The 26,546-nt window shown below is 63.0% G+C and carries 19 protein-coding genes and 1 pseudogene; 8 read left to right on the top strand and 12 right to left on the bottom strand.

The features are described from left to right. Nucleotides 1-1,332, bottom strand: a complete 1,332-nt coding sequence (gene dprA / locus MUN76_RS01355) for a DNA-processing protein DprA (protein ID WP_244686476.1) — start codon at nt 1,330-1,332, stop codon at nt 1-3. Between the two features lie 26 nt (nt 1,333-1,358). Next, a complete protein-coding gene (locus MUN76_RS01350; protein ID WP_256451816.1) occupies nt 1,359-1,880 on the bottom strand; it encodes a magnesium chelatase subunit ChlI family protein in 522 nt (173 codons plus the stop codon). A 191-nt stretch (nt 1,881-2,071) separates the two neighbouring features. On the opposite strand from MUN76_RS01350, the pseudogene MUN76_RS15590 reads away from it, so the two are divergent. From MUN76_RS15590 to MUN76_RS01335, 4 genes and pseudogenes are all read left to right on the top strand, one after another. Continuing rightward, nucleotides 2,072-2,353: pseudogene (locus MUN76_RS15590) on the top strand (site-specific integrase); the annotation flags it as partial. A gap of 258 nt (nt 2,354-2,611) precedes the next feature. Then, nucleotides 2,612-3,391: a site-specific integrase gene (locus MUN76_RS01345; RefSeq protein ID WP_244686472.1), complete on the top strand. Its 780-nt coding sequence runs from the start codon at nt 2,612-2,614 to the stop codon at nt 3,389-3,391. Nucleotides 3,392-3,894: 503 nt separating this feature from the next. Further along, nucleotides 3,895-5,187, top strand: a complete 1,293-nt coding sequence (locus tag MUN76_RS01340) for a hypothetical protein (RefSeq protein ID WP_244686470.1) — start codon at nt 3,895-3,897, stop codon at nt 5,185-5,187. Then, nucleotides 5,184-7,274: a hypothetical protein gene (locus MUN76_RS01335; protein ID WP_244686468.1), complete on the top strand. Its 2,091-nt coding sequence runs from the start codon at nt 5,184-5,186 to the stop codon at nt 7,272-7,274. The genes MUN76_RS01340 and MUN76_RS01335 overlap by 4 nt, the downstream gene beginning before the upstream one ends. A 500-nt stretch (nt 7,275-7,774) precedes the next feature. Here MUN76_RS01335 and MUN76_RS01330 read toward each other — a convergent pair whose 3' ends face one another. The 9 genes from MUN76_RS01330 to MUN76_RS01290 form a co-directional block, all read right to left on the bottom strand. After that, the gene (locus MUN76_RS01330; protein ID WP_244686466.1) at nt 7,775-9,142 is read right to left on the bottom strand and encodes an SMODS domain-containing nucleotidyltransferase; all 1,368 of its coding nucleotides are present in this window, start codon (nt 9,140-9,142) and stop codon (nt 7,775-7,777) included. Beyond that, the gene (locus tag MUN76_RS01325; protein WP_244686464.1) at nt 9,139-10,335 is read right to left on the bottom strand and encodes an SAVED domain-containing protein; all 1,197 of its coding nucleotides are present in this window, start codon (nt 10,333-10,335) and stop codon (nt 9,139-9,141) included. The genes MUN76_RS01330 and MUN76_RS01325 overlap by 4 nt, the downstream gene beginning before the upstream one ends. Nucleotides 10,336-11,181: 846 nt before the next feature. Then, entirely contained in the window at nt 11,182-11,652 is a 471-nt protein-coding gene (locus MUN76_RS01320; protein ID WP_244686462.1) for a hypothetical protein, read from the bottom strand. A gap of 251 nt (nt 11,653-11,903) precedes the next feature. After that, entirely contained in the window at nt 11,904-14,195 is a 2,292-nt protein-coding gene (locus MUN76_RS01315) for an AAA family ATPase (RefSeq protein WP_244686460.1), read from the bottom strand. Between the two features lie 480 nt (nt 14,196-14,675). After that, entirely contained in the window at nt 14,676-15,623 is a 948-nt protein-coding gene (locus MUN76_RS01310; RefSeq protein WP_244686458.1) for a hypothetical protein, read from the bottom strand. A 26-nt stretch (nt 15,624-15,649) separates the two neighbouring features. Further along, nucleotides 15,650-16,432 carry a hypothetical protein gene (locus tag MUN76_RS01305; protein ID WP_244686456.1) on the bottom strand — a complete coding sequence of 261 codons (783 nt, stop codon included), beginning with the start codon at nt 16,430-16,432 and terminating at the stop codon, nt 15,650-15,652. A gap of 298 nt (nt 16,433-16,730) precedes the next feature. Beyond that, complete coding sequence (locus tag MUN76_RS01300; protein ID WP_244686455.1) at nt 16,731-17,828, bottom strand: ATP-binding protein; 1,098 nt, start codon at nt 17,826-17,828, stop codon at nt 16,731-16,733. A 38-nt stretch (nt 17,829-17,866) separates the two neighbouring features. Continuing rightward, a complete protein-coding gene (locus MUN76_RS01295) occupies nt 17,867-18,253 on the bottom strand; it encodes a YraN family protein (protein WP_244686453.1) in 387 nt (128 codons plus the stop codon). A 119-nt stretch (nt 18,254-18,372) separates the two neighbouring features. Further along, the gene (locus tag MUN76_RS01290) at nt 18,373-18,696 is read right to left on the bottom strand and encodes a DUF2469 domain-containing protein (protein ID WP_244686451.1); all 324 of its coding nucleotides are present in this window, start codon (nt 18,694-18,696) and stop codon (nt 18,373-18,375) included. A 76-nt stretch (nt 18,697-18,772) separates the two neighbouring features. Here MUN76_RS01290 and MUN76_RS01285 point away from each other — a divergent pair, with 76 nt between their 5' ends. The 4 genes from MUN76_RS01285 to MUN76_RS01270 all read left to right on the top strand — a co-directional run bounded on the left by MUN76_RS01285 (nt 18,773) and on the right by MUN76_RS01270 (nt 26,080). Continuing rightward, on the top strand, nt 18,773-19,423 hold the full coding sequence (locus MUN76_RS01285) for a hypothetical protein (RefSeq protein WP_244686449.1): 651 nt from the start codon (nt 18,773-18,775) through the stop codon (nt 19,421-19,423). Next, the gene (locus tag MUN76_RS01280; RefSeq protein WP_244686447.1) at nt 19,420-21,114 is read left to right on the top strand and encodes a DNA polymerase Y family protein; all 1,695 of its coding nucleotides are present in this window, start codon (nt 19,420-19,422) and stop codon (nt 21,112-21,114) included. The genes MUN76_RS01285 and MUN76_RS01280 overlap by 4 nt, the downstream gene beginning before the upstream one ends. A gap of 92 nt (nt 21,115-21,206) precedes the next feature. Continuing rightward, entirely contained in the window at nt 21,207-24,731 is a 3,525-nt protein-coding gene (locus tag MUN76_RS01275) for an error-prone DNA polymerase (RefSeq protein WP_244686445.1), read from the top strand. 14 nt (nt 24,732-24,745) lie between these two features. Next, entirely contained in the window at nt 24,746-26,080 is a 1,335-nt protein-coding gene (locus tag MUN76_RS01270) for a nicotinate phosphoribosyltransferase (RefSeq protein ID WP_244686443.1), read from the top strand. 79 nt (nt 26,081-26,159) lie between these two features. Here MUN76_RS01270 and MUN76_RS01265 read toward each other — a convergent pair whose 3' ends face one another. Further along, on the bottom strand, nt 26,160-26,447 hold the full coding sequence (locus MUN76_RS01265; protein WP_244686441.1) for a DUF3039 domain-containing protein: 288 nt from the start codon (nt 26,445-26,447) through the stop codon (nt 26,160-26,162). Between the last annotated feature and the right edge of the window lie 99 nt (nt 26,448-26,546).

Below are 26,546 nucleotides of genomic sequence, written 5' to 3'. Positions count from 1 at the left end.
TCATTGTCCTCGCTCCAACCCCCACAGTTCCTCGGGATCTCCCGGCGAGTCGCGTCGCCGCACCCTGCCGAGCAGTTCCAGCTCGGCGAGCGCGGCGCTCGTGTCGTCGAGGGCGAGACCGGCTCGGCGGGCAACCTCGTGCGAGGTCCGGGCCCCGCGCAGCGGCAGGGCATCGACCACCCGCCGGTGCACCGCGGACTCGCGCGACCCCTCGGACGTTGACTCCCCGGGCGGTGACTCCCCGGGCGGTGACTGCCCGGGCGGTGACTGCCCGGGCAGTGACCCGCCGGGCAGCAACTCCCCCAGTGGCGCATCCTCCGGAATCCCGAGAAGCTCACGCAGGTCGCGCCCGTCGGTGATGAGCGACGCGCCGTACTCCCGGATCAGTCGGTGGCAGCCCACCGAGGCAGCACTCGTGATCGGACCGGGAACGGCGCCGAGCGCCCGGCCGAGCTCGGCGGCGTGGCCCGCGGTGTTCAGCGATCCCGAGCGGGGGCCGGCCTCGGTGACGAGGGTCGCCCGAGCGAGCGCCGCGATGACGCGGTTGCGCTGCAGGAACCGCCATCGTGTGGGAGCCGACCCCGGCGCCATCTCCGAGCAGACCGCGCCGACCGATGCGATGTGTTCGAGCAGCTGGCGGTGGCCGCTCGGGTACGACCGGTCCGCACCACCCGCAAGAACCGCGATCGTGGGGGTGCCGAGCGCGAGCGCGGCACGGTGCGCGACCGCGTCGATGCCGTACGCGGCGCCGGAGACGATCGCGACCCCGGCTCCGCACGCGTCACCCGTGAGCTCCGCAGTGACGTGGGCCCCGTACCCGGTGCTCGCGCGTGCACCCACGACGGCGAGCGCGGGTGCACACAGCAGGGCCGCATCTCCCCGAAGCCAGAGGAGCACTGGCGCGTGCGCCCCCAGGTCGTCCAGGGATGCGGGCCAGTGGTCGGTCCCGGGTGCCACGACGCTGATCCCTCGTGCCCGAGCTCGTGCAATCCCGTCCATGACGACGGACCGATTCAGTCGGGGTGCCCAGCGCGCGATGGCCGCGGAAGCCTGGCGCGGCGTCACCTCGTCGTGACCTCGCCCACGCAGCGCAGCGCACAGCTGTGCCCCGGTCGTTCGAGAAGCGACCAGATCGATGGCGGTCCCAGCACCGAGGTGCGCGATCAGGGTGCCGGCCACCGCATCCCCTGGCTCGACGACGTGCGACCACACGATGCTGGCGAGCAGTGCATCGGCCGCAGCCGGCGTCAAGCCCTGAGACGAGGCGCCCCGCACACCGGGCACCAACTCCTCCAGTTCCCGGCGCAACGAGGCATCCGCGCGGATCTCCACGGCTCCGTTCCTCCCAGTGCCGCCGGTCACGGCAGATCACCGCCCCGCAGCACCAGTGCACGAGAGAGATCGCTGCGCACGGGGCGGTCGCGCCCCGCGAGGTCGGCGATCGTCCACGCCACCCGCAGTACCCGGTCGTACCCCCGCATCGTGAGACCTCCCCGGGCGAGCGCCCGGTCGAGGACCGCGGTATCGCCGCGTGGGAGCCGCATCTCCGGGCTGCGCAGCCAGGTCCCCGGCACCTCAGCATTGACCCGCCAGGGCGTGCGACGCAGCCGATGAGCGGCCGCTTCGCGAGCCCCGGTGACCCTCGCTCGGAGCTCCCCGCTCGTCTCGGTGCGAGCACCCGAACCCTGCAGCAGAACCGTCGGCACGCGTCGCACCGTGAGCCGCAGATCGATCCGATCGCCGAGCGGACCCGAGATGCGCTGCAGGTATCGGACCCGGGTGTGAGCGGCGCAGCGGCACTGCGCCACGGTGTCGGGCGACCCGGCGTAGCCGCACGGGCACGGGTTCGCGGCGAGCTTGTATCGGGTGTTTGTGCCTATCTACTGTTCACAAAGAACCGTCCCTCGCTTAGCATCCAATTGTGAGCAAAGAGGCCGACCAGTCCATCATTTCTGGAAGTGAGCGCTGGCGCTGCTTCCGATTTGAAGAGCCCGGCCCAGGTCCCGCATCGGGTCCAGTTTCACAGAAATGGTGGAACGACCTCGGAGTGCCACTAGGGACACCCTTTCTGATGTCGCCAAGGTGGCGATACGACCGCGAGTTGAACGAATTCTTTTACTCCACCGAGATGCTATCTGCACGGATGTCAACTCGAGTCGGCTACGCAAACGATCTGGTCTTATATTTCAACTTTCTTCACCATAATCGAGGAATCTCTGACTGGAGAGCAACGCGGGAGCTCGATCACTTGGCATATCTGATCTGGCGGCGTCAGGATCCGCAGGGACCGCAAGTGAGCGGCGCTACCTGGGATCGAGAAGTTAGCGCACAGAACCGTTTCTTCCGCTGGCAAACCTCGCGAGGGAATATCTCGGTGAATCCGATCCCGCAACGAGATAGCAGGTCACGGCCGGAGACCTCACGACGGCAAGCCGGACCTACCGCGGCCACCTATTCGCATGATCGCCAGAGAGATCGCGTGCGATGGTTGCCTGCCTCGTCCTACCGAACATGGCGAGACATTGGGATTCGAGGGTATTCAATGGAAGGGTTCCCAGACCCCGGATTTCGCGGACGATGGGCAGCCCGAAACGCGACTTTTGCTGACTTTATGGTTCGCACCGGCCTGCGTCTTACCGAGCAAGCATCACTCTTGGTGACAGAGATTCCAGAAGCCTCCGGTCGGGGTTACTCCCGTTTCTGGCTGAGTGGTGCTGTCGCCAAGTGGGGTTCAGCACGATGGGTATACGTCCCCGCGAGCGTTCTGTCAGACGTCGCTGCGTATATAGACATTGATCGTCAGTATGTGATCAAAATGGCTCAATCGCGCGGAGACTATGAGAGTTCGGGCAAATCAGTGTTCAATCGAGGATCCGGGTTTGTTACTACTGCGATTGACGACGGAGTTCACGTCCGCACCCGTGTAGGCAATCTCTCACCTGCCGAACGATTACGCCTCATGGTCGAGACAGATGAGGGTTTAGAGCCTGCGGCATTGTGGCTTTCTGAAACAGGGCAGCCAGTCGCTGTATCGACTTGGAAGGATGTGTTCCGACAGGCCAATGCACGGTGCATGGCAAAGGGCGCGAGAGTTCACGCTCATGCACATCTTTTGAGACACACATTTGCAGTGCTGACATTGGAGCAACTCCAGCGCGGCCATATTGCTGCTCTCTCGAATTTGCGTCCTGAGCAACGTTCTCACTACGTGCGAGTGTTCGGTGACCCGCTCGACTGGGTACGACGCGCACTTGGACATCGCAGTGTTACCACCACCCAGGTTTATCTCCATGCGCTTGAAGAGCTCGAACTCGAAACCCGACTCGCCCTCATCCCGGATGAGTGGAGCGACCCGCGAGTCGAACCCTTCAAGTTGGGTGCTTCCCAATGAGTGGGCGAGGCAGTACTAGCAACGGCCGGCGGTCATCTGTTCCTCCAGCGAACTATGAGCCCGCGCCGTCACGCACGTCTGGGCTAGAAGGCTCAGTGGTGCACTTTCTGGGCGAAGACGGGCGCCGAAAAGCGTTCGATTTCGAAACTCTCCCCCTGCCGGGCTGGCATCAGAGCCTTGCCACGGCATGGTCAAGGCGCGTCGGGCCTTCCGGCGGCTTACGAACCCTGTCGTCGGCAATGAGCGCCTGGGGTATCGTTGCGAGATTTGTTCGGTTCCTTGGAGGTCTACCGTCTCCACCTTCCGCGCCCGCAAATCTCACCCTCATGCAAGTGGAGTACTTCCGAAGAATCCGTGCTCAGTCAATAGGCACTGTGCAATCCGGTATCGAGGTACGCCAGATTGGCTTGTTGTGCGGCCTGCCGCCGCTTAGCAACCTCGTGAACCCTGAGGTCCAAGCGGGACTCCGCCCCAGAGTCTTCGGGCAATCTCGTCGAGGATCCGTGTCAGGGTACACAGATACGGAACTCTCCAGCATCATCACCGCTGCACGCGCTGACGTCTCGACGCTTCGCCGTCGATTAGACAAACACAAGGACAGCAAGCACCCCGAACCTTCTCTGACCCCAAACTCTGCTCAGGCAACGTCGAGAGACAAGGCAGCGCCGTCGTCTGTCGCAAGTCGGACAGCAGCTGCCGAACAAGTCTTTGTGACTCGCAATGACCTGTACCCGATGCTCCTGCTCATGATTTCACTCACGGGCTGGAACCTAGAGGTCATCAAAGAACTGCCTGCTGAACATCGCATCATCGATGAACGCGCCGTTGAGGTGACCCTCCTGAAACGACGTCGAGGCGCGGGGAGATGGCATCAGACAGCGATCTGGGAGATTGGCCCACCTGGTCGAGAACTACACACTCCCGGTGGCCTGTACCTTTTGCTTCATCGGCTCATGGAGCCCGCACGACGCACTCTTAAATCGCCATCATTCTGGGCCATCTGGGATCACACAGCCAACTCCCGAGAATCCCAGTGTTTCAATCCATTCGCTGCAGCACTGAACGCACAACTCCGATGGACCTCATGGGTAGCGAAGCATAATCTCGAATCTGGTACTTCTCGACACGGGGACGAACAGCAAAAGGATCAATCGCAGCCGCCGTTGCAACTCACCGCGAACCGCCTAAAGACAAGCATCGACGTACGGCGCACTCGGCAATTGGGCGGGCATCTCCCATCGGCGGCGCGCAGCAACACAACAGCCGTACTCTTTCGCAACTACCTGTCGGGAGACCAGACCACGATCGATTGGGCGAAAGGTCTGATTTCCGAAACGTTCACGGAAGTCGAACAAGCAGCATACGACGCACATACTCGCGCGCTCCACAGCAATAGCGGACGCAACCAGTTGCAAATCACCCCTATCAATGCGCCAACGCCAACCAGAAGTCGGGATCGCCAGTCATCAGCGGCCTGGAACAACTGCGAGGATCATGAGCATCACCCACTCACTGGACGCAGATGCTCGGCATCATTCCTGGATTGTTTTCACTGCGGTAATTGCATCATCACCCCGGACCACCTCCCCAGACTGCTAAGCCTGCTAGACGCGTTCGAAGCTCGACGAATCGCGCTGTCTGAGGAGGATTGGTGGAACAAGTACGGACCAGCCTGGATCGCAATTCGGCACGACGTGCTTCCGAAGTTCACCGAGGCAGAAGTCGCCGCCGCTTTTGAGGATCGTCCAAGTGACAGCCTTCTCGACCTTGTGGAACCCAGTTGGGAGCACCCGTGAAAACGAACACCGTCACTGATGGCTTCGAAGAATTTGCCGACCCCCGATACGTGCTCAGTCGACGCCCACTCCGGCCCGGGTATCGTCTAGAAGACACTGCTCGATTTGATGAAGACAACTGGCCGCTCGCTCCAGCGTCATTGCAACAACAAGAACGCGGCCTCACGCTTCGTTTCGGCACGGTACCCGAACTGCATCGCACCGCCCTCAAACGCTTGTGTCACGCAATGCTCTCGTCAGTGCCACTTGGAGATGAACCGCGTCCCCGCGTATCCAGCGTCACCACGACGTTCTACAACTTACGGGTGTTCCTTCGATGGCTAGATCTTGAGTACCCACAAACACGACTTCCAGAAATTCTGTCGAGACATCTTGAGCAGTACCAACGTCATCTACTCAAATCATTTGCGAACCCACATCGCAGATTCGCTCTGCGTTCATCAGTCAATAAATTGTGGGCTTATCGTTCAGCGCTAGCCAAAGAAGGTCTCGCCCATGATCCGCGTGAGACACCGGGATGGAGCGAGCCAGACCCTGACCGGGGCCGCGAAAACACAACGGACCGCATCCCCGAGTCCGTACACAGCCGCGTACTGGTGTGGGCGCTGCGATTTGTCGACGAATTCAGCGGCGACATCATCCACGCAATCCAACGCTGGAAAGAAATACGCCGCCCAACAGGATCTCGTTCAGCTATTAAAAAGCCCTACGCCTACCAGCAAGACCGAATTCGCGCCTATCTTGACGCCGCTAGAACTAACAACCGGCCATTGCCAGGAGTCGATGGCATCGTCCATCTCAACGCGATCGCACACCAAATCGGGTGTGATCGCACCTCGCTCGAACGTCAGCGACACGAAATCTCTCAAATCGCCGAGCAGACCGGAGTATCAGCTTACGCCGAGCTCGATATTTACGTACAAGGGCGGCTTGATGGAAAGCCTTGGATCGCGGGCGTCTCGCTCTCGACAAGCCACTTCGATTCTCTTACTAGCTTGGCCAGAATGCTCCAAATCGCGTGCTACATCGTAATCGCGTTTCTCTCCGGTATGAGGGACAGTGAACTGAAACATCTAAAGGCAGGGTGCTGCACCATTTCGCGAGACGCAAACGGACGAACGTACAGATGCACGGTGAAGAGCACCGCCTTCAAAGGTGAAATCGATGACCATGGCACGACCGCAACATGGGTAATAGGTGAGCCAGCGGCTCGCGCAATCAGAGTGCTCGAACAAGCCCACGCTGCAATCTCCACGCCAACGCCTTGGCTCTTCGCCCCATTTAAAGTTGGGCCAGGAGCTGGATCCGCGGGGCGCGGCGGAAACCACGCCCTCACTCTCCCTGCAACAAACCAACAACTCGCTCATTTCGTGACTTGGATCAACGAATACTGCAAAAGGCACGACCGGCCAGACCCGATACCTCAATTCAACGGGCGGACGTGGAAACTCTCAACCCGCCAATTTCGACGCACTCTTGCCTGGTACATCGCTCGCCGCCCCGGAGGATCCATTGCGGGTGCAATCGCCTATCGACACCACAGTATCCAAATGTTTGAAGGATATGCCGGTACTTCGGATTCGGGCTTTCGTGGAGAAGTCGAAGCCGAGCAATCGCTCGCACGCGGCGAACATATGCTCGAAATGATCGATCGACATGACCACTCTGAATTGATCGGTCCTGCTGCAGAAATAGCTCAAGAACGACTCACTGCCTTTCGTGAACACGCCAAGTTTCAAGGTGTAGTCGCCACCGATCGCAGACAACTCTTGCGACTCATTGGCCGTGATGACCCTGCAATCTACCCAGATCGCTATGTGACATGTGTTTACGACCCTGCGAAAGCGCTCTGCCGAAATCTCACCGGTACCGCTGACGAGAAGCCAAATCTCCCAGCCTGCAAACCCCTTGCATGCAGAAACGTCGCACTCGACGCTGAAAACTGCGAAACCTGGAAGAACGAAATCAACACGATTGAAATGGAACTCAAAGCCCGCCCATCTCTCCCACCGCTCTTAGCATCGCAGCTTAGAGAACGCCTCGAACAGATCAGAGAACTGCTGCATCAGAAGGGCTTTCGCGCATGACCAAACCTGTTCCTCTCCCGACACATTCAGAAATCGATATGGCAATAGACCTATGCAAGAAAGAAAGGCCCACTCATCCTCCGTCAGCTCTGTCAGTCGCAACTCGCCTAGGACTAAGCAACGCAACCTTTTGGCGTCACTTCCCACAAATTGCCCAGGGTCTTGCAGATGCCAGGCGAGATTCACGCAAGAGAGTTACCACCTCGCTGAAAGGGGCCGCACTCACTACTCAAACGGAGAACCTCAGACGCGTAACTGACGACCGTGCACGCCTCGAAAACGACATCAAACTCGCTGCTGCAGAAATCCAACGATTAACAATTGAGAATCATCGACTGCGCACTCATCTCGAACAAGCATCAGGAATACTACCGTTCAAGAGGCCGAGCGAAACTTGAAGTCCTTTCAGCACTGAAGAATTCAACAGCGCACTCACGACGCGGACAGCGTCGATTCGGTCGAGGCGCAACCAGCGTTCTCAGCTCCTCTCAGCATTTCGGTCAACCCAATGTGATTGTGACGTCCTGTGTATCGGTTGCAACGGCGACGCCATCTTTGACAATCCAGGCCTGCACCCAGTGGTTGCCGGCGAAAGAGCTGCGTTCGGTGATCTTTTCGCCGCCCTTGAAAATTTCGCCACGTAGGTTGCAAAGCTCAACAGCTTCGATTCCCGCGTTGCGGACCTTCCAATAGACGTCATACGGGGCGGGTACGGTGCAATCCTCGACCGTGAAGCTAAGGCTGCGACCGATGGGGACGTGGTTCCCTGTCGCGTTCATCGGCCGGTATCTGCCAGTTGCCCGTCGCGTCGCCGACATGCGTCCAACGAGACGGAAACGCGCACTCGGCTGGATGCGCACGGGGATGTGATGGTCGCGCTCGAGGAACTGCTCACCTGGAGCTTCTCGCTTCTCGTAAGTCTCGGTGGTCTCGGTGGTCTCGGTGGTCTCGGCCGATGCTGACAGCATAAGCTCCGCCTTCGTGGAGCCGCCGAACTTATCACCGAACACCTCCTGCCATTTGTCGACGCTTTCGTCGCTGGGGGCATCCAAAGCAGCCCGCATCTTCCGCGCCCACGTCTTGACTTGGCTCTGCAGGTTGAGGAAGCCAGTATGTGAGAGCCTGTCTGCGAGGTTCTGGCCGATACGGTCGTCGACCCACGGGGCCGACGACATCGGTCCCAGGTAGTCGTTGAGGTCCTCGACCAACGACACCAGAGTTGTGGCGACATTTTGGTACTTGTCGACACCGGCGAAGCTATGAACCCTTTCCGTAAGCATCGCAGTAAGAACCACCGATGCAACGTTCAAAGAGCTTCTGTCTCGAAGATACTTAACCAGCCGGATTGCACGGATCAGGTGACCGTTGGTTACCCGGGACGACTCCTCGATCCATGCGGTGAGCGCAACAGGATCCTGACGAATCCAATCGTTGTCGATGCGGTGCGTAATGTATGTGCTGTCGTCCTGACGCGTGACGAACGGGACAACGTCGATGTGGAAATTATCCGCATACTCGATGGTGACGCAGCGCTTACCAAGCGTCGTCTTCCCCTCGTAGTTCTTGGATGCTTCAAGCGCTTTCTGGAGCTCGATGGTGTATTTTTTCGGTTCCCAACCCGGCTCCTCATCTATGGGAAGCAGGACATCGGCGTCAAAGTCATTGCCGGTGTACGGACGGATGATGGTTTTGTGCGCGAAAGAACCCTGCGGGATCACGTCGTCGGTGACCATGCCACTCAGTGTCGAATCGTCGCCCAGGAACTTATCGAGAGTGGAAACACGCGACTGGAGCGTGTTTACTCTGGTCTGGTTCAGGTTGACGTAGTCGCGCAAGAACGCGTTGAACTCTCTAACTCGGGCGGTCATCCCGCAACCTCCATCACTGCTTCGTCGATTCCCTTGCCGTGGTGCTGATACAAAACAAATGTGGGGTGCGCGCCTCGCATACGGTGGCGCCCCATCGTGACAGCGGCAGTACCCGGTACCGCTGCCAAGATGTGCAGGCGTTCCACTCGGGGCCATTGACGCTCCACAGTCGAGAGGAGTTCCCTCCATGCTGCCGCGAACGATACTAGATCCACCCTGGACGCGATTGCTTCAGACGATGCACCCTCAGTAACCAAGAGGCGCACGGAGGGTGCTCCAGCAAGCTGTGCCGGCACGCGTGCTACGTCCACCGATGCGGTCACGTCCACGAACGCAACAACGTCTGTCGCCTCGGCATCAGCGCACGATGCCTCGACTTGGAACGTGTAAGGCGCTCGGACTGGTGCCGTCCAAGTCCATGCGTCTGGTGCATCGCTCCTATCTCGCCGGAACAACACGGTCTCGGTCTTGTCGTCAAGCTCCGCTCCCAGATGGATCAGCATCGGAATCGGCGCCAGCGCAAAGACCGCCAGCACACTCGCGTCGCCCGCAGCGATAGCTTCGTGTGCCTTCTGGACCTGCATATCGATCTGCTTACGCGCGGCCGCCCAGGTCCATGAGTCGGACTCGTCATCGTACGTGGTGATATCGAACAAACCTGTGCGGGAGTCTGCGTGCATCCCCGTGAGCCCTGCTTCACGGAGAGCCTCACCAATCTGTTCTTTAGTCGCAGGACTCCGAGTCCCTCGAATCGTACCCGTCATACGGATGACAATGGCCGGACGCAAGCGCGCAAAGTTAGTAACGTCACGGACCCAGCTTTCGTGCTCGTTCTTCTTATCCGTTAAGAACTGGACCGTGAACTTATCCTTGAGCGCTGACGAATCAATCTTTCGATGACAATCGCCACAGAGCAGAAGAAGGTTTGCTTCTTCTGCTCGCTGTTTCGAGCTCAGCTTCGAATCGCCCCTCGGCGCCTTTGGCCCGTTCTCCGCCGCGATGTTATGCGCGATCTGCCCAGTTGGAATGGCGTGCCAAAACTCTGTCTCATCGACGAGCCATTTTGAACACAGAACACATCGAGCCGCCGAGCGACCCCAAATGCGTTCGCGCACCGCAGCGGGCACGTTGGTTCGCTTGATCTCTGTGTCAAAGGTCGTCGCAGCGCTCTCGTGCTCAGCAGGATTTCCCATATTCGAATCTTAATCGGGGGGTCGGACATTGACCTGCAGGAGCATTTGGGCTGCTCAACGTCGTGAAGTATCGCCGGCTCCCGTCGAGTGCATAGATCCATGTTTCTTACATTCCTCGATGGAAACACATTAAGTGCCAAGCGGTGTCAAGCAATGGGCCAATACAGGTTCCACCAATTAGGGGTGGTTTGAGCCTGAAACATCGGACTCGTGACTCCTCAAACTCCTGCTGGTGCGACAAACGTAAGGCAGAATTCCGATCTTCGCCCAGGTTTCAGAAATCGATCACCAGATTTCGAATCGTCTTTCAGGATCCTCATTTCTGAGCTCCTTCTCGCGTTTCACCTTCGCGTCACAGAGCGACATCGACACTGCGGACCTCGCACTAGCCCTACAGTCTGCGGAGCCTTCTGAGTACCTCATTCGCGTGATCCGCCTCGGTGAGGCAGCGTCTGCCGAACTCGGGATTTCCCTCTCGCTCAGCGCGTGCAGCATCTCGACGTTGGGTTCGTTCGTATTCACCTAGCGCGATCGCGACTGTAGCGGTGTGGCCTGGTGTCCCGAGAACCAAAGTCCGTTCCTGGGCGTGTTCGTATCCGTCTACCCATGCCTCAGCGCGAGAGACGGTCTCTTTGCACCGATTCCGGAGCTGTTCTTCACTCCACGTATCAACCTTCGGCATGGGGTCAGGGAACCTGAAGTAGTAACGAAGACCGCCAAACTTTTGCTTGATCTGGAGCACCGTATAGCCGGGGATGCGTTCCTCAAGGTCTTGGTGGGTGCGCTAGATAATCGGGAACCACGGATGTCCTCGCCATTGATTGACTTGTTGCTCGTTGCTCCTATTCATGCTCCACCCCAAACAATATGCAGCCGTTCTTCTTCAGGCAGTACTCCCGCGAGTGGAGACACCAACCTAAGCGCTTCACCATGGCGGCCTGGCATTACAGCGAGACGCTCCACCTCATCTGGACCTGCGCCGACCGCGAACTCCCACTCATCCAGATACACGCTGTGAGCAGCAGCACTCGGGCGACTGCGCTTCAACTCGAGATTCTTCCGAATCAGTGCTTCGGAATTCACCCAGTTCGAATGCAAATAGAGTGCAGCCGCTCGGTGCAACTCACGCCGCCGCCAGATCCTCGGCCACTCATGCTCCAACCACCCCAAAAACTGAACAACGTCACGCTCTGGGCAGACTCCACCATGAGATCCACCACCGCAGTTCTTTCCATTGCATACGCTCCACGCGATACCCATCCCGAGGCTTGCAAACACATCCCACTCAAATTGCAACTCGGAGAACAGGTCCATCATTTGCAAAGTGCTGTAACTACTCCCGCACTCGGGCCGGGGTCGGTTCTCTTCGGTCCACACCATGACATCCTCGATCGTTCTAATCGTGCCGAATTCGCTAGTTGTGCGGTCGTGTTCGCGTACGTACACATTTGCTAAGCGCGTTGAAACTCCCACCGCCCATTGTGGTTGTCGACCAGCGGAGAGCAAAAGAAGCTTGGCAATTCAAGTATTTGTGTCTACTCCGCTCCACGGCAGGCCAGCCTGCTCTTTCATGACCGAGCGAACAATTGATCCGCTTCCAAGAGACCTGCTCCGTCACTTGCGACCACCATCATGTCGAAGTGGGCACCGTGTCCCTGAATGTCGAAATAGTGCTTGAACATCCGAAGAAAGTCCTTCGTGCGTCCGACATCGATCGTCTGGTCTATGTCATCCGCGATCGTATGCGAACCTGAGTTGGCCCAGACATGAAACTGGGAGACCATTCTCTCTTCGAGTGGCGATGCGTTGCTTGGCCGATCGAAGTCCTTCACGTTTCCGATCGTCTTGAAGTACCCCTCAAGGATCCTCCTGACGATGTTGAATACGCCGACACGCACCAGGTCTGATTCGTCTTCGGTCTGCGCGGCTTCGACAACCGAATGCCAGAGCAGAGGGTAGCTGCCGCGAATCTTGGATGTATCCCCATCGTCACGGACTGTGGTCAAACCATTCAGGTCTTTCACGAGCCTGAAATAGTGGCGATGCTTTGATTTTCGATCTGCACTGTAAGCCGCCTCATGATGAAACTGTGTGTTGTGCGTCAAGACAATCAGCTGGCGGAGATTGGTAGTTCCCTTGATAGCAAGATTCGCGGCCTCTCGGATGTAAGCAGCAATCATGAATAGAGCGTCACTATCTAGGCTAGAAATAGGGTCGTCGATCACTGCCACCACATCTTCAGGTACCCCGCTGGCCACTTCGCTACCGAAGAGTGATTCCCAGAAATAGGCGAAGCAGATGAAGGATTTCTCACCTTCAGACAGAGATTCGAATGCCGCGGTGCCATCCTCGCGCACCAACCGATAACCACCGTTGGACTCACCGGCGCTGCTCAAAGTGAAGCGGTGAAACCCCATTGCTTTAAGGAGCTTGTTGATTTTCTCGGCGACTTCGCTTGTGTTGGAAATGGACTTCTGAAGTACATCTATTCTCTGCTTCGCTTCCTCGTCCGCTCGCTCGCTGACCTCAATATTGGTCCGCAACTCAGCGATTCTTCCTTGCTTCCGTGCTTCAACGCCATTGAACCGTTTGAGCTCGATACCGACGGCAGTTCCAGATAGAAATGCTTCCCACCCGTCCTTGACGAGCTTGCCGCGCTCGACATCCGCGTTTTCGACTATCTGATTGTGCTGCTCGATCTCTTCATTCTCTGCGTCAACGAGCTGCACAAGTTCAGAGACGACGTCATTTACGTCCGAAACTGCGATCGGTTGTGTCGGGTGCGCGCTCCTTTCTCGCAATTCAGAGAGCAGGAGTTTCGAGGCCTCGCGAAGACGCGAAATAGCAGAATCGAAATCCTTGTTTTCGGTCGCTTCGTCCTTGCTCAACGCGACTTCCAATGCGGAGATCTCGTTCTCGAGTCTTGCGGCCACAACCTTTACTGTGTTTTCAATCTTTATCGAACCTTGAAGTGCCGCATCGAATCCGCCCGCGAAATACTGAGCCAGATCGCGTTCAAGATCTGCAGGTGCTTGGGTTTGACAGAACGGGCATTTTCCCCGAGCCTCATCTACGTACTCTCGACCTTTGCTAACCCAGTCTTCATTCTGTAAATGCTGAATGAGTTCAGTGAGCCTTCCCCCTTGACCGTGCGAACTCTTGCTACCCACCTCTGCGACATCGGTGGCAGATATCAAACTGGTTGTCCGAATTTCTGGCAGCCTCGCGCGAGTCCTTTTGCCGCTACTCAAGCTCTGAGCGCGCACGATGATCGGCTCCCAGTCAACTTCTGAGTTTGAGGACTGAATCTCTTCGAAACGTTTGCGAGCCTCAGCAAAGAACTTGTCTTTGTTATTTCGATAGCCCCCAAAGACGATAGGAAGTACAGTCTCTTCAACCTTCTTGTGTGCATTGAAGACCGCATTGCGGGCATCAATTCGATAGCGTTCAATCTCTCCCAGTAGTCCGCTCTGTGCGTTCTCGTCGGGACCCGGACCAATCTCATCGCGCCACTCATCACGCTCGCTCACGCGATCTCTAATTTCCACCTTCAGAGCGTCAATTTGATCGTTAATCGTCTTTGATGTATCTCCCATGGTGAATATTCCATTCACCCGTTCGGTGAGGACTCGCGAGCGGTACGCCTCGTTGAACACTCGAATCGGAAGGTCCGTACTTGCGACATTCCAATTGACTCTTTGAGTCGCATCGATTGGCTGCCTAGCTAGCATGCTTGAGATCGTTGACTTGCCTGCACCATTCGGCGCGAAGATGAAATTGACCTTTTTGAGATCAGCGAGCTGCATGGGCTGCTTGCCGAAGCAGTACTCGGCCTGCACAGTGATTGACGCGATTTCCACGTTATCCTCCGTTGGTGTTCATTGCGTTTCAGTCCATATCCTCCCGCAAGATCGCGTACCTATTAACGGAATTCGTCCACAGTGGACAATCTGAAGCATTTCTCGACCTCGCTTTACGACGAGGGAACCTGGCAGCTTAGAGGCGAATCCGAACGCTTCCCGCCCGCCAGCACCTACTCGAGAACTGAAATCCCGACCTGATTCAGACCACCCTGTCAGCCATCGCGACTCCTTTCGAACGTCGATCGACAACGCAATGGCCGACGGCGATAAGGCCGGTGCGCGCCTCCAACCAGCTAGGCGGCCCGCCGGTCGAGTACGAGATCATCATGAACAAACAGATCGCACTCGCTGCCTGGCCAAACTGTCACCTATACGTGCATCAAACCCAGGTTCCTGCTAAATGAGCTCGCGGATTGACTGCCACAAGGGTCTGGTTGACAACAACATGGGACGCTTTTGTTGTCAGGATGAAGAAAACTAGGCTGCCTCGCAGCGGCGGTCAAATAGGGACCATCCCGCCCGCAACATTCGATACGAGGCCATGAAAGGCTCAGCTACGTGCTCCGGGCTTCCTGGAGAGGTCCCCTCGCCGATTCCCGTCCGTCGATCAGGCTGGCCAAAGATTGTTCGCTGGAAAAGTGACCATCCTAGGACGTGAGCGTCCGCGCTCATCTCCCGCCACATACGTCTAACGGCCTCACGAAACTTCAATTCCAAGAAAGCGTAATCAGCAGCGCTGCCGATAACTTCGGTGAGCTTGAGAGACGCTTTAGTCCTCTTCATTGAGGCAACGTCAGCGCGGCGCTGCCTCAACCAGGCCTGTTGCTCGTTAAGGGCTGCCTTATCCTCTTCGTCCAGTTGCGTTCCCTCGAGAAAGGAGTAGTACTTGCCCATTTGCTCGTACATTTCAGCTATTACGGTTAAACCACGCTCCTGGCGCACTTGTCGGTCTTCAGCTTCCAAGATCCAGACGGCTTGCGAGCTACCAACCAGAGCCCCTCGTAGGACCGTGAAATGAGATGACGGATAGACCTGCTTCGCTTTAATGGCATCAAGCGCGAGGCGCAGGTGCTCACCAGCGGATACGAGAGACGTCCTTACAAGCTGGCTTATCGCCATGGGAGGGAAAACTGTGTCATCAATCGCTAGCTCGCTTCCACGCTCAGGTACCTCCACACGATGCGCTCTTAGTCGCCAACGATCAAGGTCATCACTTGTGTGAAGCATCTGGGCCAGAGCGGCACATTGGGCTGAGCTTATTGCCATAGGCAGCAACGTACCAGCCACCATATCGCCGCGCCGCACCCGACTGGCAATTCGAAAAGTGCCGCTCGAAGCTAGGAAATTGTCAAGCAAACCCCAACTCTGCGACTCCACGAAACAGTTCTTGCAGTACCCAAACCTTTCACGAATGACTCTATTCATTCGCGTGAGTTTTCGAGCGCAATCAATCAACCGACGGTATCGCGCTTTCTGGTGCTCTGGGTCAACGCGTTCTCATATCGTTTAGCCAAGAGCTTCGACTCTTCCATTCGGCCGAGCTTCCGAAGAATAATCCCGGCGTGTTTGGCATAAAACGGAGGAGGGTAGGAAGAAGCACTTGGGTCTCGGTCTGACTGGACAAAGCTCGCCTCAGTCGCCACCAAGGCGATCTCCAACGCCTCCTCATAGCGCCGTTCCCGTTTGAGATTCTGGATCACATAGACCGTGTCGAGGTAGTGAACTCCACGATGCACACCCAGCGATTTCAGCTTGTGCTCGAGCGTGCCAGAGATACGTAGGTGTCCCTGCTCAGTCAAATCACTATGGTCTGACGGGAATACGCCTTCGCATCTATCCGCGAGAGATTCCAAGGCGCTCTGATCCCCGAGTTCCTCAACTCTGGTCCAATGGGGCTCAAATACAAGGAAACCATTCAGCCGACCGTCCACGACATAGAGGTGCCCCTGAACATTGCAGGTAGCCGTGATAGGACAAGCGAATCGACCGAGGGCACCCAAAGGAAGATACTGCGCAAACCATTCGGGGAGTTGACCCAGGACGATAGCCTCGTCCGGGTCAGTCGAGGAAACGAGTTCAACGGGCTGATTTGTCCCCTTCAAGGTATCTAGGCGCCTCAGGATGAATCCTGACCCCCATTGCTCCAGGTGGTCCCCTACTACTTGCTTCAGATTCTTCGTGACGCGAACCGGTTCAGTCCTAACAACCAGAGTGTCCAGGTGATGGTTTTCCACGCTCGAATCGTACCCAGTTCCACCGCCCTAATTCGAAGCGATACCTCGACTAGTGAGTCTCTGATCTTCATTCCGCGGGGTGAAGCAGGTCCGGCAGGCGAACACCGTCACAACGGGGGCACTCCCACCACCTTCGCCATTGAAACATTACGTCGCTGCTGCAGTAAGGACAGGACGGCGCGCGCTCTAGACCAAGTCCGTCATCCCCCTCATCCCAGGAATCGCACACCACACTAGACAACAGAATGCTTATGCCAAATCACTGTTGGGTCCTCCGCAAGCGGTCTCGAAATGAAGGTCACATAAGACCGACAATACTGGACCAAACAATATCCAGTCGTACACAAAGCACGACCAGCTGCAGGTGCGCGGGCAGGGTTGTGCGGACACGCGATCGATGGATCTCCACTGTGCCCGCCTCGAGCGGTTGCCGCAGCGAGTCCAGGACCCCGCGCGGAAACTCCGGGGCCTCGTCGAGGAACAGGACCCCGTGGCACGCCCGCGTGATGGCACCCGCACGGACCTCACCGCCCGAGCCGCCCCCGATGATCGATACCGCCGACGCGGTGTGGTGCGGCCGCTCGAACGGCGGCCGGCGGACGAGTGCCGTGAGCGGCAGCCCGCCGAGCGACGCGATGCTGCTCGCCGTGATCGCCTCGTCCGGGGTGAGATCGGGCAGGATCGTGGGGAGGCGAGTCGCGAGCAGCGTCTTCCCGGTGCCCGGGGGCCCGAGCAGCGAGACGTGGTGCCTTCCCGCGGCAGCGACCACCAACGCCTCCACTGCCTCCGGCTGACCGATGATGTCGGACATGTCTCCGGCATGGTCCGCACCGTCCGCAGCGTCCGCACCCGCACTGCCCGTACCTCCGGCGCTCGCGCCGGAGGGCACCACGCGCCACCCCTCCGGCTCACCCCGGTGCCAGGCCACCGCACCCGCCAGATCCCGTGCTGCGATGACCTCGATGCCGGGCACCAGCGCGGCCTCGGCACCACCCGCCTCGGGCACCATTACCCGGCTGAACCCGAGCGCACGCGCGGCGACCGTGGCGGTGAGGAGACCCGCAGGGCGGCGCAGCTCGGCGTCGAGGCCGAGCTCGCCGAGGTGGGCCGTCTCCGCGAGCCGGCCGGTCGGCAGGTGCCCCGATGCGGCGAGCGCAGCCAGCGCGATCGCGAGGTCGAAGCCGGATCCCTGCTTCGGAAGCGCCGCAGGGCTGAGGTTGACCAGGATGAAACGATCCGCGAGCGGCAACCCGGCCTGCGTCGTCGCGGTGCGGACCCGGAGTTTCGCCTCGGCCAGCGCTGTGTCGGGGAGCCCGATGATGGCCATGCCCGGCAACTGCTGAGCAACGGCAGCCTCCACCATGACCGCCGTACCGTCGAGCCCCGTGAGCGCCACAGAAGCAGCGCGGCACACTCCGTGTTTCGCCCCGCGGCTCACGAGATGCCCTGCAGGTGGTCGATGCGGGGCCGTTCCCCCGGTCGGAGGGTGATCCCGACGGCGTCCACTCGGAGCCGGGACCCGCGCTCACCGGATGCGCGCACCCACTCGAGGAGCAACCGTCGCAGTCGGCTCATCTTCAGGGCGGTGATGGCCTCCAGCGGGCTGCCGTAGCCCGCTCCGCTGCGGGTCTTCACCTCCACGGCGACGAGAACCTGCCCGTCGCGCACGATGAGATCGAGCTCACCCGTGCGGGTGCGCCAGTTGCGCTCGAGGATGCGGTAGCCGAGCCCCTCGAGGTAGGCCGCCGCGATGGTTTCGCCGCGGGCACCGAGGGTCTGCCGGTGGGGCACCCGGACCGGGTGTACTGCTGTGCGGGTCATGTCGCACCTCCTGCACCCATGGTGGGGTGCGGGGGTGCACGGAACCGGGGATCCCGAACCGATGTGGAGAACTCAGCACCGACGGTCGCTGGACGACGGGGTGTGAGCGGGGTGTGCGGCTACTCGTCGAGCGCGAGCTCCTGCGGCAGCGAGAACTCGCGCGCCGACAGCTCCTCCACGTTCACGTCCTTGAACGTGAGCACCCGAACCGACTTCACGAAGCGGTCGGCCCGGTACACGTCCCAGACCCAGACGTCCGTCATCGAGAGCTCGAAGTAGAAGTCGCTACCCGCGTCCTGCCGCTTGAGGTCGACGTCGTTGGCCAGGTAGAACCGGCGCTCGGTCTCCACGACATAGCGGAACTGACTGGCGATGTCGCGGTATTCCCGGAACAGCGACAGCTCGGCTTCGCGTTCGTAATCGTCTAGCTCTTCCTCGTTCATCCCTCCCATCCTAACCCCGTCCGAGACCCGCCGAATCGAGATTGACTTATTCGAACATATGTTCGAATATTGCTGCATGCACTCCCCCACGACCGTCCGCACGCTGCAGCAGCGCATCTCCGAGATGCAGCCGCTGCGGCTCGACGATCGTGCCCTGCCCACCTCCGCGGGGCTCCGCCCGCTGCTGCCCGGCGGCTCGCTGCGGAAGGGGGCCAGCTACGCCGTGCACGGGTCGCAGCAGCTCGCACTTTCGATGCTCTCCGAGGCCTCCGCCTCCGGGGCCTGGTGCGGGGTGATCGGCTGCCCCACGTTCGGCGCGGAGGCCGCCACCGCGCTCGGGATCGCGCTCGACCGCTGCATTCTGATCCCCGAGCCCGGCTCGGACGCGATCGGCCTGAGTGGTGCGCTGAGCGAAGTCCTCACGGTGGTGCTGCTGGTCCCCTCGATCCGGCCGCGGCCCGGCGAGGTGGAGCGCATCTCCGCGCGCCTGCGCGAGCACGGCACGGCGCTCGTCGTCGCGGGCGACTGGCCGCACCCCGAGAGCTCGCTGCGGGTCACCGCGTCGCGGTGGCGGGGGCTCGGCGCGGGCACCGGTGCGCTCGAGGAGCGCGAGATCGCGGTGCAGTCGCAGGATCGGCGCGGCACGCTCCGGCACACCGTGCGCTTCGCGGGCGGCAGCGTCGTCGACCCCGCCGCATCGTCCGTCCGTCGCCTGGTGCCGCGATGACCGCACCGAGCCGCACCCTGGTCTTCTGGGTGCCCGACTGGCCGATCCACGCGTTGCTCCGCGATCAGGAGGCCGCGGATGAGCCGCAGGAGCGGGTGGTCGCGACGCGCGCTGCGGAGAGCCCGGGTATTTCGGAGGCCCCGGGTGCTGCGGAGATCCCGGGTATTTCGGAGGCCCCGGACGCCGCGATTCCCCCGATCGCACTCCTCGCGCAGCACCGCGTGGTCGCGTGCTCCGCCGCGGCGCGGGCGGAGGGGGTGCGCACGGGGCTCCGGGAACGGGAGGCGCAGTCCCGGTGCCCGACCCTCGTGGTCCACCCGCACGATCCCGAGGTCGACGGGCGCCGCTTCGCACCGGTCATCGCCGCACTCGAGCAGCTGATCCCCGGCATCGAGCTGCGCCGCCCGGGTCTCTGCGCCATGCGGGTGCGCGGCCCGGCCCGCTACTACGGCGGCGAGGAGCCCGCGGCGGCGGCCCTGCTGCGACTCGCCGCGGAGCTCGGCCTGCCGCTGGCGCGGGTCGGGATCGCCGACGGGCTCTTCGCGGCCGAGCAGGCGGTGCGCGCCACCGCGACCACCCCCGGTATCGAGGCCCCGGCCGAGGCCGTCCGCATCGTGCCGCCCGGAGGCTCGGCGGCGTTCCTGAGTCCGCTCCCCGTCTCCCGCGCCGCATCCGCCGGGTTCGCGGACCTGCTCGTGGGGCTCGGGATCCGCACGCTCGGGGCGCTCGCGGCGCTGCCCGAGGACGCCGTGCAGCAGCGGTTCGGGGCGGAGGGGCTCACCGCGCACCGCCGGGCCGCCGCACTCGGGCAGGATCGCGGCGCCGAGGTGCGCCCCCGCGATCCGGTGCGCGAGCGCGCGATCGAGCTCACGTTCGAGCCGCCGATCGACACGACCGAACAGCTCGCCTTCGCGTGCGCGACGCTCGCCGAGCGCTTCATCTCGGCACTCACCGCGGATCGCCTCGTGTGCACCGCGCTGCGCATCGAACTCACCGACGACGTGGGGCTCCGGCACGAGCGCGAGTGGCTGCACCCCCACCGATTCACCGCTGCCGACACCGTCGGCAGGATCCGGTGGCAGGCCGCCTCCGCCGTGCGCGAGACCGAGCGGGGCGGGGCCGGCATCACGCACGTGCGCATCACCCCCACCCACACCGACCGCGCCGCCGCGCACGAACCCGGGCTGTGGAGCACCGAGCCCGACACGCGGGTGCACCACCACCTGAGCCGCGCGCAGAGCACCCTCGGCCACACCGGCGTCGGCACGATGGAGCTCACCGGCGGGCGGCTGCTCGGGGATCGTCAGCGCTTCGTGCCGTGGAGCACGGCGCGCTCGCGCGAGCGCGGATCCCGAGCCTCCGCGGCAGGCCCGTGGCCCGGCAGCCTGAGCGGCGCGACCCCCAGTCGGGTCTTCCCCTCGCCGCTGCCGTCCGAGCTGCTCGACGCCGAGGGCCGAGCCGTCGGTGTCGACGAGGACGACCTGCTCACCGCGACACCGGTGCGGCTGCGCGTGGGCGATCTCAGCCTCACCGAGACCGTGCAGGAGTGGTCGCTGCCCTGGGCGCTGCGCGAGCGCTGGTGGCAGGGCACCCCGACCCGGTTCCGGCTCCAGCTGCAACTCGAAGGAGGTGACGCCTGGCTGCTCTTCCATGAGTCGGCGCGGTGGTTCGCGGAGGGCCGCTACGACTGACCCCCGCCTCATCGCACCCCGTGCCTCGACCCTGACACCCCGACACCACCCGACACTCAACACCCGACACCCTGCACCCGGAGGGAGGCCGCATGGGCTGGAACAACGACCCCATCCCGTGGAGCGAGTTCGAACGCCGCCTCTCGGCCCGCGGGGGCGCGACGCCGCCCGCCGGGGACCGGGATCCCGGACCGCCCGTGCCGCCCGCCGGCGCCACCACGCACACGGTCAGTGCGCACACCGGCAGCGCAGACACCAACAGCGCGCACACCGACAGCGCGCACGAAGCCCCCGATCACCGCCCGCTCGTGCCCTACGCCGAGCTCCACGCGCACTCCCACTTCAGCTTCCTCGACGGTGCGTCCTCGCCCGAGCAGCTCGTCCGCGAGGCCGCGCGCCTCGGGCTCACCGGCATCGCACTCACCGATCACGACGGCTTCTACGGCGCGGCCGCCTTCGCGGACGCCGCCGAACTTGTCGCGCGCGAGGTCCGCGAAGCACCCTCCCCGCACCGCTCCGCGCCCCTCACCGTGTACGGCGCCGAACTCTCCCTCGGGCTCGACACCCCGCAGCTCGGTGTCGTCGACCCCGTCGGCACCCACCTGCTCGTGCTCGCACGGGGCGCCGCGGGATACCACCGGCTCGCGGCCGCGATCACGGAGGCGCAGCTCACCGGCGGAGAGAAAGGTCGCCCCCGCTACGACCTCGAGGCCCTCGCAGCCGCCGGCGGGGGTGACTGGGTCGTGCTCACCGGGTGCCGCAAGGGCGCGGTGCGGCAGGCGCTCGCGGGGGCCGGCACCCGGGAGCTCGGCGAGACTCGCGCGCTCGCCGAGCTCGACCGCCTCACCGCCCTCTTCGGCGGCGACAACGTCTACGTCGAGCTCACGCACCACGGCCACCCCGACGACGACGCCCGGAACGCCCGGCTCGCGGCCCTCGCCGCCGAGCGCCGGCTGCCGACCCTCGCCACCGGCAACGTGCACTACGCGGTGCAGGCCCACGCGCACCTCGCCGAGTCCATGGCCGCGGTGCGGGCCCGCCGCAGCCTCGACGAGCTCGACGCACACCTCCCCGCGGCGGGCACCGCGCACCTCCGGAGCGGTGCCGCGCAGCTCCGCCGCTTCACCGGGACCCCCGACGCGGTCGCCCGCACCGTCCCGCTCGCCGCCGAGCTCGCGTTCCCCCTGCGCGCGGCCCGTCCGAAACTGCCGAAGCTCGATCTGCCCGCCGGGCGCACCCAGATGGAGCACCTGCGCGACCTCGTCTGGCGCGGGGCCGAGGAGCGCTACGGCCGCTCGCTCACCGCGCACCGCCGCGACCGACTCGAGCGCGAACTCGATGTCATCGCCCGGAAGGATTTTCCCGGCTACTTCCTCATCGTGCACGACCTCGTGCGCGAGGCCCGGGCGCGCGGGATCCTGTGCCAGGGACGCGGCTCAGCCGCGAACTCCGCCGTCTGCTTCGTGCTGCACATCACCGAGGTCGACTCGATCTTCTACGATCTCCCGTTCGAGCGGTTCCTGTCGAGCATGCGTGACGAGGAGCCCGACATCGACGTCGATTTCGATTCCGAGCGCCGCGAGGAGATCATCCAGTACGTCTACGACACCTACGGCCGCCGCAATGCCGCGCAGGTCGCGAACGTCATCACCTACCGCCCGAAGGCCGCGATCCGCGACGCCGCGAAGGCCCTCGGCTACAGCGCCGGGCAGCAGCGCGCCTGGACCAAGGGGCTGGAGCGGTGGGGCAGCCTCGAGGAGGATCCCGCGAGCCCGATCCCGCTCCCCGTGCAGCGGCTCGCCGCGCAGTTCATGCGGGCGCCGCGCCACCTCGGCATCCACTCCGGGGGCATGGTGCTCACCGAGCGGCCCGTCGGCGAAGTGTGCCCCATCGAGCACGCTCGCATGGATCGCCGCACGGTGCTGCAGTGGGACAAGGAGTCCTGCGAGACCATGGGGCTCGTCAAATTCGACCTGCTCGGCCTCGGCATGCTCAGCGCCCTGCAGAAGACCATGGACATGGTCGCCGAGAGCACGGGCGAGCGGTGGACGATGGCCACCGTGCCCCGCGAGGAGCCCGGGGTCTACGACATGCTGTGCCGGGCCGACGCGATCGGGGTGTTCCAGCTGGAGAGCCGCGCCCAGCTGAACACCCTGCCGCGCCTCCTCCCCCGCAGCTTCTACGACCTGGTCATCGAGATCGCGCTCATCCGCCCCGGCCCCATCCAGGGCGGAGCGGTGCACCCGTACCTGCGGCGCAAGAACGGCGGTGAGCCGGTCAGCTACCCGCACCCGAAGCTCATCCCCGTGCTCGAGCGCACCCTCGGCGTCCCGCTCTTCCAGGAGCAGCTCATGCAGATGGCCATGGCCGTCGCCGACTGCTCCGCGGAGGACGCCGACCTGCTGCGCCGCGCGATGGGCTCGAAGCGCGGGCAGGAGCGCATCGAGAGCCTCAAGGACACACTGTTCGCGGGCATGCGGCGCAACGGGATCGAGGGCGACGACGCCGACCACCTCTACGCCCAGATCGAGGCGTTCGCGAACTTCGGCTTCGCGGAGAGCCACTCGATCAGCTTCGCGCTCCTCGTCTACGTCAGCTCCTGGTTCAAGCTGCACTACCCCGGGGCGTTCCTCGCGGGGCTGCTGCGGTCGCAGCCCATGGGCTTCTACGCGCCGCGCACCCTGGTCGAGGACGCCCGGCGGCACGGGGTCGTGGTGCGGCCACCGGATGTGCAGCGGTCCGCAGCGGAGGCCGGGCTGGAACCGCTCGACCAGGATGTCAGGCCCCGGGCCGCCGCGGCCCACCCCGAGTCCGGGTGCACTGCCCGCCACCCGCGCACCGAGGATCCGCCGCCGGTGCCGCCGTTCGATGCGAGCCGCACCGATACCAGCGGACTGCACCGGCTCGACGGCGCGTTCGCGGTGCGGCTCGGCCTGGCCGAGATCCGCGGCATCGAGGCCGCGACCGCCGAGCGGATCGTGCGCGCCCGAGAGCAGGGGCCGTTCCTGGACCTCGCGGACCTCGCCCGCCGCGCCGACCTCGACCGCGCCCGCATCGAGGCCCTCGCCACCGCGGGTGCCTGCGCGAGCCTCGGGATCGACCGCCGCGAGGCCCTGTGGGCGGCCGCACCGGCGGCCGACAACCGCGAGCGCTTCCTACCCGGCATCGCCGTCCACGTGCAGCCACCGCTGCTCCCGGTGCTCAACCCGGCCGAGCAGACGGCGCTCGACCTCTGGAGCACGGGCATCTCGCTCGACGCGCACCCCGTCGCGCTGCTCCGCGACACCCTCGACGCGCGCGGAGTGGTGCGCTCCGACCGGATCCGGCACGCGACCCCCGGTGCCGTGGTCGAGGTCGCGGGCCTCGTCACCCACCGGCAGCGTCCCGGCACCGCGGGCGGCATCACCTTCCTCACCCTCGAGGACGAGTCCGGGACCGTCAACGTCGTCACCTGGGCGAAGGTCTGGACCCGCCATCGGCTCGTCGCGCGCTCCTCCCCGGCGCTCATCATCCGCGGGGTGCTCGAGCGCTCGCCGGAAGGGGTGATCAACATCATCGCGAACGCCTTCGAGCCGCTCGCGTCGCCCGTGGGGGTGTCCTCGCGCGACTTCCGATAGATATGCTGGCGTTCGTGCACACGTCAACCGCGCTTCTCACGGACCACTACGAGCTCACGATGGTCGACGCCGCCCTGCAGGCCGGCACCGCGGACCGCGCCAGCGTCTTCGAGCTCTTCGCTCGGCGGCTCTCCGGTGCGCGCCGCTACGGCGTCGTCGCCGGCACCGGACGCCTCCTCGAGGCCATCGAGAACTTCCGGTTCGGCGACGCCGAGCTCGACTACCTGCGCGCGCACCGGGTCGTGGGCGACCGGACCCTCGACTGGCTCGCCGACTACCGCTTCTCCGGCGACATCTGGGGGTACGCCGAGGGCGATGTCTACTTCCCGGGATCCCCGCTCATCACCGTCGAATCGAGCTTCGCGGAGGGCGTACTCCTCGAGACCCTCGCGCTCAGCATCCTGAACTACGACTCCGCCGTGGCGACCGCGGCCTCCCGGATGAGCCACGCCGCGGCCGGCAAACCCCTCGCAGAGATGGGTTCGCGCCGCACCAGCGAGTACAGCGCCGTCGCGGCCGCCCGCGCCGCCTACATCGCGGGATTCAGCGCCACCTCCAACCTCGAGGCGGGCCGGAGCTACGGGATCCCGACCATGGGCACCGCCGCGCACAGCTTCACCCTGCTGCACGATAGCGAGCGCGCCGCCTTCGAGGCGCAGGTCGCCGCCCTCGGCGCCGACACCACACTGCTCGTGGACACCTACGACATCGAGCAGGGGGTGCGCACCGCGATCGAGGTGGCGGGCACGGGGCTCGGCGCCGTCCGCATCGACTCGGGGGACCTGCCCGTCGTCGTCGCGCGCGTCCGTCAGCTGCTCGACGATCTCGGGGCGACGCGCACGCGGATCACCGTGACGAACGATCTCGACGAGCACACCGTCGCGGTGCTCGCCGCGTCACCGGTCGACAGCTTCGGGGTCGGCACCTCGGTGGTCGTCGGGTCTGGCACCCCGACCATGGGCATGGTCTACAAGCTCGTGGCTCACCAGAACGACTCGGGCGCGTGGGTGTCCGTCGCGAAGAAGTCGGCCGACAAGGTCTCGGTCGGGGGCCGCAAGAGCGTGCGACGCAGCTTCAACCCGCGCGGGGTGGCCACGGCGGAGCTCATCTTCCTGGGCGATGGCCCCGGCGGCGAGCCCGAGGGCACGGAGCGTCGACCCGGCCACGGGGATCACCACCGCGAGGTGCTGGTACCCCTCGTCACGGGCGGCGCCGTGGAACCGGGGCACACCGGCACCGAGGGGATCGCGGCCGCGCGCGAGCGCCACCGCCGTCGCGTGGCCGAACTCCCGGCCGTCGCGATGAGCCTCACCCGCGGGGATCCCGCGATCCCGACCGAGTACCGCTGACACCGAGTTCCGCTGACACCCCGGTACCACTCACCTGCACCCGAGCCGCTGACTCGCACTCGGTCCGGTGCCGGAGCCGCTACTTGCGCATGCGCTCGTAGACCTTCTTGCAGTCGGGACAGACCGGGAACTTCTCCGGGTCGCGCGACGGGGTCCACTTCTTGCCGCAGAGCGCGCGGACGGGCTTGCCCGACAGCGCGGACTCGAGGATCTTGTCCTTCGGCACGTAGTGCGAGAAGCGCTCGTGGTCGCCGTCTTCGATCTGCGAGTCCTCGAGCAGCTGTTCGAGTTCACGATCGAGCACGTCCGTGCCCCCTGCGGTTCCGCTGCCCCCGGTGTCCGAATCACGACGCGTGAAAATACTCATACGGCCAGTGTAAACCCGGATCCCGAGCACGGCACCGACTCCACCGAATGCCTCTGATCGCGCCGAACGCCTCTGATCTGCGCGCTCACTTCAGCGGCG

The sequence above is a fragment of the Leucobacter rhizosphaerae genome, assembly GCF_022919175.1.
In the GTDB taxonomy this organism is placed as follows: Bacteria; Actinomycetota; Actinomycetes; order Actinomycetales; family Microbacteriaceae; genus Leucobacter; species Leucobacter rhizosphaerae.
Note: the sequence above shows the minus strand (reverse complement) of the source record. Positions and strands in the feature narration are given on the sequence as shown.

Coding starts and splice junctions, on each gene's coding strand:
- MUN76_RS01345 (WP_244686472.1), top strand. CDS start 2,612: ATGGTTCGCACCGGCCTGCGTCTTACCGAGCAAGCATCACTCTTGGTG.
- MUN76_RS01295 (WP_244686453.1), bottom strand. CDS start 18,253: ATGACCCGCACAGCAGTACACCCGGTCCGGGTGCCCCACCGGCAGACC.
- MUN76_RS01280 (WP_244686447.1), top strand. CDS start 19,420: ATGACCGCACCGAGCCGCACCCTGGTCTTCTGGGTGCCCGACTGGCCG.
- MUN76_RS01275 (WP_244686445.1), top strand. CDS start 21,207: ATGGGCTGGAACAACGACCCCATCCCGTGGAGCGAGTTCGAACGCCGC.
- MUN76_RS01285 (WP_244686449.1), top strand. CDS start 18,773: ATGCACTCCCCCACGACCGTCCGCACGCTGCAGCAGCGCATCTCCGAG.
- MUN76_RS01265 (WP_244686441.1), bottom strand. CDS start 26,447: ATGAGTATTTTCACGCGTCGTGATTCGGACACCGGGGGCAGCGGAACC.
- MUN76_RS01330 (WP_244686466.1), bottom strand. CDS start 9,142: ATGACCGCCCGAGTTAGAGAGTTCAACGCGTTCTTGCGCGACTACGTC.
- MUN76_RS01320 (WP_244686462.1), bottom strand. CDS start 11,652: ATGATGGACCTGTTCTCCGAGTTGCAATTTGAGTGGGATGTGTTTGCA.
- MUN76_RS01290 (WP_244686451.1), bottom strand. CDS start 18,696: ATGAACGAGGAAGAGCTAGACGATTACGAACGCGAAGCCGAGCTGTCG.
- MUN76_RS01310 (WP_244686458.1), bottom strand. CDS start 15,623: ATGAATAGAGTCATTCGTGAAAGGTTTGGGTACTGCAAGAACTGTTTC.
- MUN76_RS01325 (WP_244686464.1), bottom strand. CDS start 10,335: ATGGGAAATCCTGCTGAGCACGAGAGCGCTGCGACGACCTTTGACACA.